Source organism: Paenibacillus senegalensis JC66, assembly GCF_000285515.1.
Taxonomy (GTDB): domain Bacteria; phylum Bacillota; class Bacilli; order Paenibacillales; family NBRC-103111; genus Paenibacillus_L; species Paenibacillus_L senegalensis.
On sequence record NZ_HE610957.1, the window covers coordinates 1,180,787 to 1,195,551 of the forward strand.

The window sequence follows — 14,765 nt, forward strand, 5'->3', positions numbered from 1 at the left end:
CCGTGCCGGGCATAAGGTCAATGAACAGCGCCACGGCACAAGCCGTGACGCTGTCTTTTTGTTTTGTCAATCCTGCAGCTCATCAATAAGCTGCTCCGCTGCTTCAACCAATGCTCCATGTGCGGAATCAGCAATAAGCCCTTGCTGTCTAACCGACGGATCGCTGATATAGCGGATGAAATCATCCAAATAAGTGATTGCGGTATCGATTTGCTGCTGTTCAATTAGCAAGCGGATAATCATCATGCGGTAGTTCAATTGATCGGCTAATACCGGATTGAGATCCCCTGCTTCGGCATGGTAAGCAATCCGTTCCTCTACCGTAGCGGGTTGCTGGCCAGGCTCTTCTTCATAAGTAACCGTTACGGTGACGGCATTCGTTCTTATCCCATCTACATAGACTGCAATTTCGATATCGTTGGCACCGGGCGTTAACGATATGGTGCCGCTGTAATCCCCATTAGCGGCTACTTCGGCAGCTTCGCCGTTAAATCGCACTTCCGCCTTCCCCGTACCCAGCACTTCTACAGAGCCTTCCAAGACAAGCTCTGATGAATGAACAACGCGGCCGGCATAATCCAGATAGCCTCTCAACACAGCGGATCTTACATCATCCCCCACACTGTAAGTACGCGCTACAAACTGTCTGCGCTCGCGTACTCCGGAGGCATCCATCGCGGAGATGACAATTCCTCCTTGCGGGATGACACTGTTGTTGTTTTCCCGGTTGTTCCAGTTCCAATTGATCGCCTGTGTCTTGTTGGCAACATGAGTCACTTTTCCGCTAGCGTCAACCACCGCTTCGACGCCGTAAGAATTTCCGCCTGTAGTTAATCCGAAGGCATTCGTATATACGTTCAGATTGTCTTCGTTGCGGTTCGCATTATAGAAGTCAGCTTCCCGGAACTCATCGGGATGGCCGGGAATGCTAATGCCTACCTGATAGTCTTTGACATATTCATAGTCGTTAATGGAAGCCTTTACAATCGGCCAATTGACCTGGGAATAGTCAAACAGCATCAACCCGCTTGAATTCCGTAAGCCGGCCTGGAATACTTCTCTTTGCAGCACAGGCTCCTGCACATTGTTCATCGCCATAGACGAATACAGAGGAAGCTCGCCATTCGTGACGATATTGCCTATCGTAATGTATTTCTTAATTTCACTGGCTGTTGTCTGATAAGTTCCAATTTGCAAAAAGTCCAAATTTTCCGCATAGCCTGTTTCATAATATCCATCGGTATATACATCCTCGTCGGTAAAGCCCAGACGGGGATCGTAACGAAACTCGGTGCTTCCCCAATGGACGCCGTTCAAGTAATACGTATCGAACCAGGAGCCTACATAAGCAGAGGTCAAAATTTCCCTGCCCGTCTCCCGCTCATATCGGTCTACTAGCTCCTTGACTTCGGCTGTAAATGATTTGATTACTGCAGATCGGAATTCCCACCACTCCAGAATTAACGGTCCGTCTACCCGCGTTCCGTTGGCGTTATAGGTAAAGACGTCTTCCGGCCAATTAACCAGTTCCTTCCCGCGCTCCGCCAGGAAATCTTCAAACTTGGCTCTGGACACATCGCTGAAATCAGCGAAATAGTTATCGTACCGTCCTCTGTCGAGCAAAACTCCATCGACATTGTAGTTTTTTATGACTTCTTCGAAGCCGCGCAGCTGGTAATCGCGTACCTCGTCATTGGCCGGGTTTACAAAAACTACAAGAGCTCCGCTCTTTCCATAAGCGCTTTCCCTTAGCCTTAGGATTTGGCCGTTATCCTCTGCGCGGTAGATTTGCTCCTCCCAATCCAAATGATCGTTCAGCACGCCGAACTCGTTATGGGCGATGGAGCCTTCCGCAAATACATTGAATGCTGCATGAATTTTCAAACCGAGGTCATGCCCGTGCTCAATGAACAGCTCCAATAAATCCAAATCGGGATTCGAACCGGCGCGGGTTGGCGAAGTCATCTCGCTTATATAGGGCCGCCCAGTCAAATCATTCCGCTTGTAGGATGCGAACCCTTCCACCCCTTTCACATCCAGCACAACATCGGTTATACCGGCATCCCGGGCTTTTTCCAGCATATCGCGAACGCTGTCGCTTGTTTGGAATTTGATCGCGTTAGCGCCCTGATCTACCCAGAGGAAAATTTTCTTCTCATCTTCCTGCTCGCTTTTATAGTAGACGACAAGCGATTTCACATCCTGTTCTTCTCCGTTTTTGCTCAGTTCCACATCAATATAATTGACACCCGGCTGTACCGGATAGGCCGCTTGAAACGTACCGTCAGGCTGCACAGCTGTAAGCTGGTCGTTCAACATAACCGTATAGCTTTGTCCTTCCTCGCGGTTATCCACCGTACCGGACACTTCCATGACAGGTTCGATAACTGTGGTAAATGTGTCCGGATTCAAATTCAAACGGGCTCTTGGCCCCGTCCCGGTCATCAATTCCGTGACTGGAATGACTTCTCCGTTTTTGCGCAGCTTAATAACATCCCCGACTTTGAAATTTTTGGCCAAATACTGCTTGTAAGGCCGGTTTGCCCAGCTGTCATCGTTCGCGAACAATACAAAGCCGCCTTCCGGGATGTCCAAATCGGTTGGCCCTGTCCAGTTAGGAGGGTTGCCGTTTACAGACGGATTGACAACGGTAAGCACCCGATTTTGGCTGTCTATCTGAACGGCAACTGCTGTTCTCGGAACGGTAATGCGGGAGCCGTATTCTGTAGTGTACAGAGCCAAAAAGTTCGTCGTTCCTTCCAGGTTCGTATCAATATGGTTGATTTGCATCCGTGGGCCTTCGACAATAATGGTGATATCCACAGGCGCCGCTTCCACTTCTATGTAATCTTCATTTTCAGCGGGAATAACGTAGTTCACCATCAGAAGCTGGCTGTCTATCGTTGCTGCAGCGGTCCTCAGCGTTACCAGCAATTCATTCATCCCTTCGGTCAGCACGACCTCATGTTCAAATGAGCCGTCCTCGCGCAGATCAATCTGCACTCCATTTACAGTGACACTATACTCTTGTTCAGGATCAAAAGGCTCCACCTGTCCGCTAACGAGAAACTGTTCAGCGAATACGGTAGTAGTTGGTGACTGGTCTACTCTCAGTTCAGGTTCAGCTTCCATACCCCATACTGCAGCTGGCAGCAGCACTAGCAGCATGCAGCCGAGCATCAAGCTTTTCACAATCCGCCTCATCTTTTCACCTTCCTCCAAGAAATAGAACTTGTTCAGGCCGGAAATCTTTTTATCTATGCAGCTTGAACATTTCTTCATGCTTATTATAGGACGTTCTATTTAAGAGATTGTAGAGGAGGCTCATTACTTTTTCCGGTACTTTTATGACCATTTTCTGTATCCTTTGATGGACATTTGGCGCTCATAAACAAATAAACCTGCCTATCGGCAGGTGGGGGCTCCATCCAGATGATCTGCAAAATAGCTATTTCTTACAGGTGCTCCTGCTATTTCTCTGCTTTCAATTCCAACGCTTAGTCAGCACATCGGCTATCGCCTTGCCGTGAAAACGCCCATTTTCAATAAAAATTTCATTCGCCCGGCTGCCCGCCGCAATAACCCCGGCAATAAACAGGTTAGGCACATTCGTTTCAAAAGTTTCCGGGTCATGCGCAGGGGCGCCAGTTTCTTCATTTACTTGCACTCCTGAGCTCTGGAGCAGCACACGGTCCGGACGGAATCCCGTCAAAGCGAGCACAAAATCCGCGGCTAGCGACCACTCCCGCTCTCTTGTAACCAGGTGTACGGTGCGTTCTGTAATTTTCGTTATCTGTGTAGAAAAATGCATCTCAATATTTCCTTTGTCAATCGAGCTCTCAAACAAAGGCTTCACCCACGATTTGACATAAGGCGACAGCACTTCTCCGCGATATACTACAGTAACATCAGCTCCTACCCGCTCCAATTCAAGGGCGGCGTCTACTGCAGAGTTATTGCCGCCAACTACAACGACCTTCAAGCCCGCATACGGATGAGCTTCCTGAAAGTAATGGGATACATGCGGCAGGTCTTCCCCGGGTACATTAAGGCGGTTAGGCTGATCAAAATACCCGGTCGCTACAATAACCGCTCTGGACTCGTAGGATTTGACTTCACCGAACCGATCTGTCGTCTCCAGTTGGAACAGCCCTTCAACCTTACGGACGCTTGTTACCGTTTCGTACAGATGTATTCTTATCTTTTCACGCTGAGCGACCATCCGGTAGTAAGTCAGGCCTTCCAGGCGAGTAGGCTTTTCATTAGGCGTAGTAAAGGGAACATCCCCTATTTCCAATCGTTCAGGCGTACTATGAAAATGCAAAAATGTCGGGTAACGGTAGATCGATTCGACTATCGCGCCCTTTTCGATGATCAGCGGATCAAAGCCGCGCCTTTTCAGCTCCACGGCGGCAGAAAGCCCGCAGGGACCCGCTCCAATGATGATGATGTGCTCCATTTTCTTCCCCTCTTTGCCGCAACCGGTGTAGTCTCTTATTCCTGTCATTCGCAAACAAGTATTCGTTGTTCAGGTTTAGTCTCTATTATAGCCCAAAACAGCGATGATGTGGCAAGCATCCAAGCCAATACAGGCTGCCTCACATAAAATAATCGTATGTAAAGGTCAGTCGAAAGATGAAGACATGGTACAAGTCTTCTGTCCTTTGCTCATTAAGGAGGTGGAAAAATGAAACAACCCATTTCCAGACAGCAAGTTCAAAAGCTGCTGGGCCAAAAGATATATGCCGTAAAAAAAGACGGAGCCCGGGTTAGCGGAAAACTGGTGCAAATCAAAGGAAATCGCCTCTATGTACAGAGCGGCAAAGGGAAAGTAAAAACGAAAGCGATCATTCCTCTCGTGCTCTTCGACCTGCTGGCTATCGGTACAGCGCCATATGCTTATGGCGGTTATGGCCCTTATGGCTATAGTCCTTACGGTTTTGGCGGATACGGACCTTACGGAGGAGGGTTCGGATATCCCGGATTCTTTTAACAAGGGAAAGGCCTTTTCTATTCGCCAGCCTCGTTTCCAACACGTCTGCCTACCCGCGGCGTGTTTTTTTCTCGGCGGGCAAAACCGTCCTGCACTGGCTTTCCGCCGCCCGGCAAATTTGCTACAATGAAAATAAAACCGGGACGAGCCGGAAAGGAACGAAATACTTATGGACATGACTGTAACGACCAAACCATTAAGTCATCCGGACTATGTGCTGCATGTGGTCCGCCGTGATGCTGACGACAGCTATATCGGTAAAATCATCTTATCGCGCCAAAATCCTGAAACCGGCCCAGCCGGTACAAGCTCCTCATTGGACCGAAAGCATGATTCCGCAGCGGACCAAAAGCGTGATTCCGCAGCTGGCGAAACGTTGTTTATATCATTTCCGCAGGCTACTGTGGAAGAAGCTGAAAAAGCCGCGCACGAGTATTACATTCAGCTAAATAAACCTAAACCTTAACACTGTTACCTCGTGTTCGTAATGCGATATATGAAACAGCTGTAAACGGGGCTGTCCAATTAGCCCCCAATATAAATGGACGGAAAAACGCCTTCCGTCCAGCTTTTTGTGCTGCTGTTTTGAAGAAAAGCAGCGTTATAGTAGCGGCACCTTAAAAAGTTAACACCCAAGAATGCGGTAAATCAACATTCTTGGGTGTTTTTTTGACACCTTGACATGGCAGTGGACCTATTAAACGGTCCTTTAATATCGGTGCATTTTACGAGAAAATGAACTTTCGTATTATTGGACCAACCAGGAATTTCTGGTTGGCCTGGACAGCCCTTTGTTAAATGTTCTTCGAAGCTAAGGTTATACTTCACTCCAGATTCTTTTCACATTATCCATTCCGATCTTGGAGCCGGTACGCGGATCTTCCAGTCCTTCAAACTCGATGGACAGATAACCGTCATAGCCAGATGCTTTGATAGCACTGATAACCGCGACCATGTCGATATCTCCCTGCCCGACAATAGCCCCGCGCAAATAGTTCCCTCCGGCACTTTGGAACCAGCCTTCGCCCGGATTCCGATGTGCGGGTCTTAAGTAAAAGTCTTTCAGATGAACCATTGAGGCATAAGGCAAATTTTTCTTGACTGCTACAACCGAGTCTTCGTCTACACACATGAAATTTCCGATATCGAGAGTCGTTTTGAAATTTTCCCGATCCACTGCATGGATTAAACGCTGAACGCGATCGCTTGCCTGTACAAAGAAACCGTGATTTTCCACGCTGGTCGTGATTCCGAACTGCTTCGCATAATCAGCAACCTCACGGACGCCTCTGACCATAATTTCCAGGTCCTTCTCAAATTGGGCAATAGACGTTTCGGGGATTGGCCGGGACGCTACATCATGTCTCATCAGCTTAACGCCTAAGCCGTTAGCCACATCTACCTGCCGCTTCAAGCGCTCTACCTGCTCCTGGAACAGTTCCTCGCTTTCTTGAATAAAGTTGGCTCCTACCGCATAATTGGAGATTTCCAACCCCGTGTCATCCGCCTTGCGGCGAATCTTATCAATTAATTCCGGATTTTCCAGCAGGTCAAAGCCCACCGGTACAATTTCTACATGATCAGCACCATAATCTCCAATCCACTGAATAGCATCAAGCACCGTCATTTCTCCTGATTTAATTAACCGGCTCAAACTGTAAGTACTCAGACCAATCTTCATATAATAGCTGCCTCCTTAATATAACGATGTCCCCTCTTTATTATAACGGATGATTGGGGAGACACCTATAGAATTCATATTTTTGGATTTCATTTGGCCAACCATACGCGCATCAAGGAGAACAGCTGATCCATGTGCAGGGGCTTGCTGATATAATCCGAAGCCCCGGCCTCCAGGCATTTTTCGCGATCGCTCTTCATAGCCTTAGCCGTTAAAGCAATGACTGGAAGCTCGGCAAAGCGCTTCTTGCTGCGAAGAATCCGCATCGTTTCGAAACCGTCCATCTCAGGCATCATAATATCCATAAGAACGAGATCAAAATCAGGATTATCCTCCAGCGCCTGCAGTGCTTCACGGCCATTATTTGCTACAGCTACTTCCATCTGCTGATTTTCCAAAGCGGTTGTCAAGGCAAACACGTTACGTATATCATCATCAACGATCAACACTTTTTTGCCCGCAAACTGTGCATCGACTTCTAGCTCCCGATTCCTTCGCTGTTCATCACCGGGACGATCCCATACAGCACCTGTCGAGTCGTTCCGATATGGATGCGGCGCATATCCCGAGGAAACCGGAGCTTCAGGCTCATGACCGATGCTGTCAAGCTGCCCGCTCGCTGCGGACGCCTCCAGCTTGCCGTGCATGACTTCCCTCTCCCCCGCTTGCTTATCGAGCAGGCAGGGAATATATAAAGTAAAGGTGCTTCCCTTGCCTTCCTCGCTCTGCAGCTCAATCGTTCCTCCCATCAGTTCGGCGAATTGCCGGCAAATGGACAGCCCAAGGCCGGTTCCCCCATATTTGCGGCTTGTGGCCCCATCCGCCTGCTGAAATGCTTCAAAAATAAGCTGCTGCTTATCCGCTGGAATTCCAATCCCAGTATCCGTAACCGAGAACGCGACCACTCCCTCTTGTACCTTCCCGCCAATGTTTTTAGTTCCGACTGTACGGGCTGAAAGGGTAACTGAGCCGCTTTCTGTAAACTTAAATGCATTCGAAAGCAGGTTGTTGATAATTTGGGTTAAACGCTGCTCGTCTGTAGCTATCATGGGCTGTAAGTTAGGATCATACTGAACATTAAAACGGATTTGCTTATTAAGAGCAAGCTGCGAGAAGGTGCGATCTACCGATTCCAGCAGCGCCTGCAGGCTAACCTCGCTAACAAAAAGCTCCACCTTACCGGACTCTATCTTGGACAAATCCAAAATATCATTAATCAGATTAAGCAGATCGTTCCCCGCGGAATGGATAACACGGGCGTATTCCTGTTCTTCTGCGGAAAGATGTCCTTTCCGGTTTTCGAAAAGCATCTGTGACAGAATCAGCATGCTGTTGAGCGGGGTTCTTAATTCATGAGACATATTAGCCAAAAACTCGGATTTGTAACGCGAACTCTGCTGAAGCTGTTGAGCATGCTTTTCGAGCTCGGCCTTCATCTTCTCCAGCTCCATAGTTTTTTGTTCCGCCAGCTGGTTCTGCTCCTCAAGCTGTTCGTTTGTAATTTTCATCTCCTCTGTCTGCATTTGCAGTTCTTCCGACTGCGATTGCAGCTCTTCCGCCTGCGTCTGAAGCTCTTCAGTCATGACCTGTGACTCGCGCAGCAGACGCTCAACTTCCATTCTTCCATGCAGATTATCAATAGTTATACCAAGAGGAGCCAATACCTCATGCAGTAAATTCATCTGCAGCTCCGTAAATGGCGCAAGTCCAGCCAGCTCTATGACGGCTTCTACAGCCCCTTCATAGATGACGGGAACGATAACGATGCAGGCTGGTGCCGCCTGACCGAGGCCCGACTGAATTTCAACATAATTCCGGGGCACGTCGTTTAGCACAAACTGCCGCTTTTCCAGCGCACATTGTCCTACCAGACCTTCCCCAAGGGCAATGCTTTCCTTTCCGACCTTCTCATGAGTTGCGGCAAAAGAAGCCAGTTTAGTAAGACGGCTCTCTCCCTGATTGTTCTCCATTAGATAAAACACAGCATAGTGGGCGCCAAGCATCTCGGAAATGGTGCTGATAAACGTTCGGCCAAGCGTTTGCAAATCAGACATGCCTTGATACATAGTGGCCGTTTCAGCCACTCTCGTTTTGACCCAATTTTGCCTCTCAATTTTTTCGATGTACTCCTTTTCACGTTCGCTGTGCTTCTCCAAAGATTCGGCCATCGAGTTATAGGCGGCGGAGATGGAGCCAATCTCATCCTCGGTTTCCACTGGAATACGGGGAAATTCCTCTTGCTTTTGGACATCGATAGATCCCATGACACTCGTTATTTTTTGAATGCTTCTCGAGGTGCTCTGAATAACCCAAGAGGATATCCACAGGCCGGCCAGCAAACAGATGAGCGAGGTCCCAACAACTACCGTAATAATCCAGTTAAATACTTCAATTGAGCGATCCAGCGCCTGCTGCATCAAGTCTTCCTGCATAGCTTTAAACTGTTCCATCCCCAGTATAACATCCTGGCGCAGCAGCTGGGACTGGGCATGCAGCTGCTCAACTGCTGCCGGGGTGCCTGATTGCAGGTCGTTGACCAGCTGATCCATTGTGGCCAGGTAATGGTTCAGATCAGCCTGTAGAGTAGAATAAGTCAGCCGGCCCTGTTCTGAATTGATAACGGATTCCAGTGATGAGAGATGAGCAAGCGATGCGTTTCGCAATTGATTTATCAATTCAGCGTTCTGCGACGATATCGAGCCTTGAGCAGCAACCGCAGCAAGCTCATAATCCATCCTTGTAAACTCATTGCGAAAGTCCGTGACCATCTTAACTTTTTGATAACGGTCGTCAACAATTTCCGTCACATTGCTGCGTATCATTGTCAGCATCCCCATCACAACGATAACCATAGCCAACATCAGAAACAAAACAAGACCAAATCCTAAATACTGCTTCTTCCGAAATCCCATGTCTCCTTATCCTCCCGGGAATTGCACAGTTGAAATTTTACTCTTTAATTTGGTTCATTCAAATTCATCTGCAAGCAGTGTAAGATGTTTACAGATCGTGCAGAAACAAAGACGCGTTCAGGAATCGTTTGGCCAGAGCCTGGAAATAACAGGTTTGTGCGGATACCAAAGCAACGACCAGAATACGGCTGACGGTCTCCTGCTGCTCCTTATTCAAATGATCCAATGTGTGTACATAGCCATCCGCCTTGCTTTTCATGATGTGTTCCATAATGTGATCATGATTTCGATTACCGGCATAGTGGCCATGAACATCAAGGACTTGGTCATCATTTTGATCAATATCCTCATATAGGGCAGAATATGCGGAATACAGCTGCACCGGACTGATCCAATCGTCATGCAGATTCTGAGGATCATTGAAAACAAGATGAAGCAGCTTGCGGATCGAATCAAAGTCCAAGGTCGATTTCAAATCTTCAACGATAAACAAAATAGCGGCTTGTTCTATGGAATATTTCTTGCCCATATGAGGAGAACCTAACAAAGACTTAATATCTCTTTTCACCCAATTTTGCACGGAAGTAATGGAAAAATTCGTATATTCAATTTGGTTGCCCAGAGAAACTATTTCATTAAGGGAAAGCCCGTTATCGCTCCCCCCTGCCTTGATCAATTTTTCAAATATTGGCGGCAGCGAGGTGGATAGAAAAGCACCGAATGTTTTACCGTGCAAAATATCCGTCTCACGGGATTTTGCCCAAGCCTCCTGTAATATAGATAGGGGAGTTTTTCCGCTTTTTCCTTGCAGCGATAGCAGCAGAGAAGCCATCTGGTTCCGGGTCAAAAAAAAGGTTTGCACTGTAACAGCCGCCCCTTTCTCCGAAGTTGAAGTTCTTATGAACTTATCTTAAGATTACTTGTCAAGCTTGTCAAATGAACAGCAATCGGCAGAAATATGCGCGGGATATGATTTCAATGTTCATTATATGGTGTAAATAGTCATAAACAGGTTATTATGCACTTTGCCCGTTTCAGTCAAGCAGGATATAATAAGTTCATATGAACCTGAAATTTGAGCGTTCATGCAAATACACTCTTAACGTAGAGGAGATTGAGATGTCCACTGGCTTAAGTATTTTTTTGTTTATTGTCCTACTAGTTCTAACTGCCTTTTTCGTCGCAACGGAGTTTGCCATCATTAAGGTACGTCCCAGCCGGGTCGACCAAATGGTGATGGAAGGGGCTAAAAACGCACTTGCTGTTCAAAAGGTTACGGGGAATTTGGATGGTTATTTATCCGCGTGCCAATTGGGAATTACAATTACTGCTTTAGGCTTGGGGTGGCTGGGTGAGCCGACTGTAGAGGTACTGCTGCATCCTATATTTGCTTCCTTGGCGATTCCCGACCAATTGGTCTCCCTGCTGTCATTTTTAATTGCTTTTTTAATCGTCACTTACCTGCACGTCGTTTTGGGTGAGCTGGCTCCGAAAACTTTAGCTATCCAAAAGGCGGAGGCCGTGACTGTGCTGCTGGCCCGACCGATTATTTGGTTCTACCATATTATGTATCCTTTTATTTGGCTGTTGAACGGTTCAGCTAACAAATTAGTACGCTTGTTCGGCCTTCGTCCTGCCAAGGAACATGAGGAGGCCCACTCGGAAGAGGAATTGCGGATTATTTTGTCTGACAGCTACAAAAGCGGGAAAATCAATCAAACGGAGTTTGGCTATGTAAGCCGCATCTTCGCCTTTGACGATCTTCTGGCAAGAGAGATTATGGTGCCAAGAACCGATATGATATGTCTGGATATTGAAGATCCCTTGGATAAAAACCTGAAAATTATGAAAGAGGAGCAGTACACCCGCTTCCCATTAATCCGAGAAAACAAAGATACCATCATCGGTATGGTCAATACCAAGCAGTTCTTTCTTCGATTCGATGACAATCCGGAATTGAGTCTTGAGCAAGTCATGCTGCCTGTTCTCTCGGTACCGGAATCAACACCTGTCAAAACCCTGCTGAAAAAAATGCAGCACAAACGGGCCCATATTGCCATTCTGGTGGATGAATACGGCGGAACCTCCGGTATGGTTTCCATTGAAGATATTTTAGAGGAAATTGTGGGAGATATTCGGGATGAGTTCGATGCCCAGGAAAAAAGGGAAGTCGAGAAAATTGCCGATGGGCATTACATTATCGACGGTAAAGTATCTCTGCACCATATCAACGAGTTGTTCAACGTCATCATTGAGAGTGAAGAAATGGATACTATTGGCGGGTGGCTCTATGGGCAAAACCCGGAGATCCGCAAGGGCAGCACGCTTCAGTTCGAGCAATTACAGTTTACGGTGCTGGAAAAGGAAAAGCACCGGATCCGCAAAATTGAAATCAGGAATGCAGATCCGGTTGCTGACAGTCTCACGGAGCCTCCGGCCGCTCAAGAATCAAGAAACAGGCTGAAGGACCGGCTGGGTAAACTGAAATAAAAGCACAATCAGCCTGGCGGGAGCGGATTCGACCGCTGCCCGGCAGGCTGGCTTATTTATGGGGCTACTTCTTCCCCTGTTTCATCAAGCTTCTGATTCTAAGCATAAGATAAATAATGCCGGCAGCCAAAATGACCATAGCCACTCCCCAAACGAAGGACAATGTACGATCCTGAGGCTGGACCTTCAGGCTCATTTCCACTTCATCTTCATAACCCGCAAAATCATTCAGACCGCTGGCTCTTACTACAACAGTCCAATCCCCTTCCTCCGGGAACGCTATCGTGCCTTGATACCCCTGATCCGTTCGCTCCAGCGTCTGTGCCAGTATATGGTTTCCTAATTTCATGGAAACCGTTACCTCTGCATCCACAGGCGGCAAATGATTAATGTCTTCATCTGGCGATATGGAACGATCAATTACCTGCACGCTGTAGGTTGTAGATTGATTAACGTGCACATTGCCAAAAGAAACTCGCGAGATAAAGATTCCCTGCTCCTCTTCCTCCGCCGCAACTAAGGAATTGCCGCCGAGCATCAGGATAAATATGAATAAAATAATAGAACGCCTGACCTTCAATTCGGGACCTCCCTTACGATCAGCTGATCGCTAATTTTTCCATCAAGAATTTCGGCTCAAAACTTAAACTAGTGGTTGACAACAAAGGAGGAAATCACTGCGGGGAATGAGGGGACCTCCGATCGCTGTTAGCATATGCTCCCGAAGTTGCTTTCCTTCGGAAAGCTTGGACTCCCTCTTCCCCTTCCAAATTGTAGTACAGCTTTTGTCAAATGTATAGCTTCGTCAAGAGATTGTAAAATTTGCGCAGAGCGCTTTCTTCCTTAAGTTAATGAATGCTGCCAAACATAGATCTTGACAAAAAGGCGGGATGGTTATAAAATTTTGCTCAAGGGAAACTTTTTTGGGTCAAGGCATTTAATATTCCTGTTCGAAAAAAGTGTGGGAGGAAACAAATTATTTGTCCCATTATATACTGATAAATGCTTAGTACTGTGTAAAGGAGGGAACCTTAAATGAGCTCTGCAGTATCTGTGCAAAATTTGCACGTCTCGTATTATGGTAACGAAGCGGTGCGGAATGTAAGCTTCTCTCTCTATCCTGGCAATCTGGTAGGTATTATAGGTCCTAATGGCGCCGGCAAATCGACTTTATTAAAGGCATTGCTTGATCTCGTCCCGAGAGATCGCGGGGAAATATCGTTTTTTGATCAATCCATTAAAGCTATTCGCAAGCGGATTGCCTACGTGCCTCAGCGTAACGACATTGATTGGAATTTTCCCATTTCTGTACTGGATACCGTTGTGCTTGGAACATACCCGGGTCTCGGCTGGTTCCGAAAGCCTAAAAAGTCACATAAAGAATGGGCGTTGCATTGCCTGCGGGAAGTCGGGATGGATGCATTGTCCCACAGGCAAATCGGCGAGCTTTCCGGCGGCCAGCAGCAGCGCGTATTCCTCGCTCGGGCCTTGGCGCAACAACCGGATATCTTTTTTCTTGATGAGCCATTCGTTGGAGTGGACGCTGCCAGCGAGGAAACGATTGTCAGCATCTTGAAACAGCAGAAGGACAGCGGCAAGACGATCGTTGTGGTTCATCACGATTTAAGCAAGGCAACGGATTACTTTAATCAGCTGATCTTGATTAATCGGGAGCTCGTTTCCTTTGGAGAAGCTAGAGAGGTGTTCCGTCCTGAAGTTTTAGCCAAAGCCTACAGCGGAGAATTTTCTTTCCTGAAGGAGTTAGGGGTGAGCGTCTGATGGATTTCATTCATGCATTGTTCAATTATGGATTCATGCAGAAGGCATTGTTCACCTCCATGATGGTGGGAATCATCTGCGGAGTCATTGGGTGTTACATTATTTTGCGCGGAATGGCCCTGATGGGGGATGCAATCTCCCACGCCGTTTTGCCCGGAGTCGCTATTTCCTATATGCTCGGCATTAACTTCTTTGTCGGAGCTGTATTGACCGGTGTGTTAACGGCAATCGGCATCGGCTTTGTCAGCCAGAACAGCCGGATTAAGAACGATACCTCGATCGGAATTATGTTTACCTTCGCCTTCGCACTCGGAATTATTCTGATCACTATGATGAGAACGAGTACTGATCTGTACCATATTTTGTTCGGAAATGTACTGGTCGTGAACGCTTCGGAAATGTGGTTTACCCTCATCATTGGCTTTATCGTGATCTGCTGTATCTATTTATTTTATAAAGAACTGCTGGTCAGCACCTTTGATGCCACAATGTCAGCCGCTTATGGGCTGCCCATTAAGTGGATTCACTATTTCCTGATGACCCTGCTCACCATGGTAACCGTGGCGTCTCTGCAAACGGTCGGCATTATCCTCGTCGTAGCCATGCTTATCACTCCAGCAGCTACAGCCTATTTGCTTACCGATCGGTTAAGCATCATGCTCTGGCTCTCCGCCATGCTGGGGGCAGCAGCATCCATTATCGGTCTTTATTTCAGCTATACCTATAATCTGGCCTCAGGCGCTACAATCGTTGTCGCTTCAACAGCCCTGTTCTTTCTTGCTTTTATTTTCTCTCCGAAGCACGGAATGCTCTTGAAGAAATGGAGATCCAAGCAGCAAAAAGCCCGGGTAAACATGCAGGTGCTGGATCAATAGCATGATAACCTGGAGCTTTAAGCATCTGTTAGTAA

At 47.4% G+C, this 14,765-nt stretch carries 11 protein-coding genes; 5 read left to right on the forward strand and 6 right to left on the reverse strand.

Annotation, left to right across the window (positions count from 1 at the left end; genetic code table 11):
* Positions 1 to 66: 66 nt before the first annotated feature.
* Together PSHG_RS26660 and PSHG_RS05570 are read right to left on the reverse strand one after the other, a co-directional pair.
* Positions 67 to 3,204 carry an FIMAH domain-containing protein gene (locus PSHG_RS26660; protein ID WP_010270595.1) on the reverse strand — a complete coding sequence of 1,046 codons (3,138 nt, stop codon included), beginning with the start codon at positions 3,202 to 3,204 and terminating at the stop codon, positions 67 to 69.
* 280 nt (positions 3,205 to 3,484) lie between these two features.
* On the reverse strand, positions 3,485 to 4,459 hold the full coding sequence (locus PSHG_RS05570; RefSeq protein WP_010270597.1) for a YpdA family putative bacillithiol disulfide reductase: 975 nt from the start codon (positions 4,457 to 4,459) through the stop codon (positions 3,485 to 3,487).
* 228 nt (positions 4,460 to 4,687) lie between these two features.
* On the opposite strand from PSHG_RS05570, the gene PSHG_RS05575 reads away from it, so the two are divergent.
* Together PSHG_RS05575 and PSHG_RS05580 are read left to right on the forward strand one after the other, a co-directional pair.
* Positions 4,688 to 4,993: a hypothetical protein gene (locus PSHG_RS05575; RefSeq protein WP_010270599.1), complete on the forward strand. Its 306-nt coding sequence runs from the start codon at positions 4,688 to 4,690 to the stop codon at positions 4,991 to 4,993.
* A gap of 169 nt (positions 4,994 to 5,162) precedes the next feature.
* On the forward strand, positions 5,163 to 5,459 hold the full coding sequence (locus PSHG_RS05580; protein ID WP_010270601.1) for a hypothetical protein: 297 nt from the start codon (positions 5,163 to 5,165) through the stop codon (positions 5,457 to 5,459).
* A 351-nt stretch (positions 5,460 to 5,810) separates the two neighbouring features.
* Here PSHG_RS05580 and PSHG_RS05585 read toward each other — a convergent pair whose 3' ends face one another.
* The 3 genes from PSHG_RS05585 to PSHG_RS05595 all read right to left on the reverse strand — a co-directional run bounded on the left by PSHG_RS05585 (position 5,811) and on the right by PSHG_RS05595 (position 10,448).
* The gene (locus PSHG_RS05585) at positions 5,811 to 6,674 is read right to left on the reverse strand and encodes a sugar phosphate isomerase/epimerase family protein (RefSeq protein WP_010270603.1); all 864 of its coding nucleotides are present in this window, start codon (positions 6,672 to 6,674) and stop codon (positions 5,811 to 5,813) included.
* An 89-nt stretch (positions 6,675 to 6,763) separates the two neighbouring features.
* Complete coding sequence (locus PSHG_RS05590) at positions 6,764 to 9,586, reverse strand: ATP-binding protein (RefSeq protein ID WP_010270606.1); 2,823 nt, start codon at positions 9,584 to 9,586, stop codon at positions 6,764 to 6,766.
* 88 nt (positions 9,587 to 9,674) lie between these two features.
* The gene (locus tag PSHG_RS05595) at positions 9,675 to 10,448 is read right to left on the reverse strand and encodes a DUF1836 domain-containing protein (protein ID WP_010270614.1); all 774 of its coding nucleotides are present in this window, start codon (positions 10,446 to 10,448) and stop codon (positions 9,675 to 9,677) included.
* Positions 10,449 to 10,705: 257 nt separating this feature from the next.
* Here PSHG_RS05595 and PSHG_RS26665 point away from each other — a divergent pair, with 257 nt between their 5' ends.
* Positions 10,706 to 12,076, forward strand: coding sequence for a hemolysin family protein (locus tag PSHG_RS26665; RefSeq protein WP_010270617.1), 1,371 nt, complete (start codon positions 10,706 to 10,708; stop codon positions 12,074 to 12,076).
* 64 nt (positions 12,077 to 12,140) lie between these two features.
* On the opposite strand, the gene PSHG_RS05605 is transcribed toward PSHG_RS26665, so the two are convergent.
* On the reverse strand, positions 12,141 to 12,656 hold the full coding sequence (locus tag PSHG_RS05605) for a hypothetical protein (protein WP_010270619.1): 516 nt from the start codon (positions 12,654 to 12,656) through the stop codon (positions 12,141 to 12,143).
* A gap of 455 nt (positions 12,657 to 13,111) precedes the next feature.
* Between PSHG_RS05605 and PSHG_RS05610 the strand changes: the two genes are divergently transcribed.
* Both PSHG_RS05610 and PSHG_RS05615 read left to right on the forward strand, forming a co-directional pair.
* Positions 13,112 to 13,855 (forward strand): metal ABC transporter ATP-binding protein, encoded by a 744-nt coding sequence (locus PSHG_RS05610; RefSeq protein WP_010270621.1) that lies wholly within the window; start codon positions 13,112 to 13,114, stop codon positions 13,853 to 13,855.
* The gene (locus tag PSHG_RS05615) at positions 13,855 to 14,730 is read left to right on the forward strand and encodes a metal ABC transporter permease (RefSeq protein WP_010270622.1); all 876 of its coding nucleotides are present in this window, start codon (positions 13,855 to 13,857) and stop codon (positions 14,728 to 14,730) included. The genes PSHG_RS05610 and PSHG_RS05615 overlap by 1 nt, the downstream gene beginning before the upstream one ends.
* Positions 14,731 to 14,765 lie beyond the last annotated feature (35 nt).

What these genes read in the sequence shown, in the direction of transcription:
- PSHG_RS26660 (WP_010270595.1), bottom strand. Translation starts at nt 3,204, where the DNA reads ATGAGGCGGATTGTGAAAAGCTTGATGCTCGGCTGCATGCTGCTAGTG.
- PSHG_RS05570 (WP_010270597.1), bottom strand. Translation starts at nt 4,459, where the DNA reads ATGGAGCACATCATCATCATTGGAGCGGGTCCCTGCGGGCTTTCTGCC.
- PSHG_RS05575 (WP_010270599.1), top strand. Translation starts at nt 4,688, where the DNA reads ATGAAACAACCCATTTCCAGACAGCAAGTTCAAAAGCTGCTGGGCCAA.
- PSHG_RS05580 (WP_010270601.1), top strand. Translation starts at nt 5,163, where the DNA reads ATGGACATGACTGTAACGACCAAACCATTAAGTCATCCGGACTATGTG.
- PSHG_RS05585 (WP_010270603.1), bottom strand. Translation starts at nt 6,674, where the DNA reads ATGAAGATTGGTCTGAGTACTTACAGTTTGAGCCGGTTAATTAAATCA.
- PSHG_RS05590 (WP_010270606.1), bottom strand. Translation starts at nt 9,586, where the DNA reads ATGGGATTTCGGAAGAAGCAGTATTTAGGATTTGGTCTTGTTTTGTTT.
- PSHG_RS26665 (WP_010270617.1), top strand. Translation starts at nt 10,706, where the DNA reads ATGTCCACTGGCTTAAGTATTTTTTTGTTTATTGTCCTACTAGTTCTA.
- PSHG_RS05610 (WP_010270621.1), top strand. Translation starts at nt 13,112, where the DNA reads ATGAGCTCTGCAGTATCTGTGCAAAATTTGCACGTCTCGTATTATGGT.
- PSHG_RS05615 (WP_010270622.1), top strand. Translation starts at nt 13,855, where the DNA reads ATGGATTTCATTCATGCATTGTTCAATTATGGATTCATGCAGAAGGCA.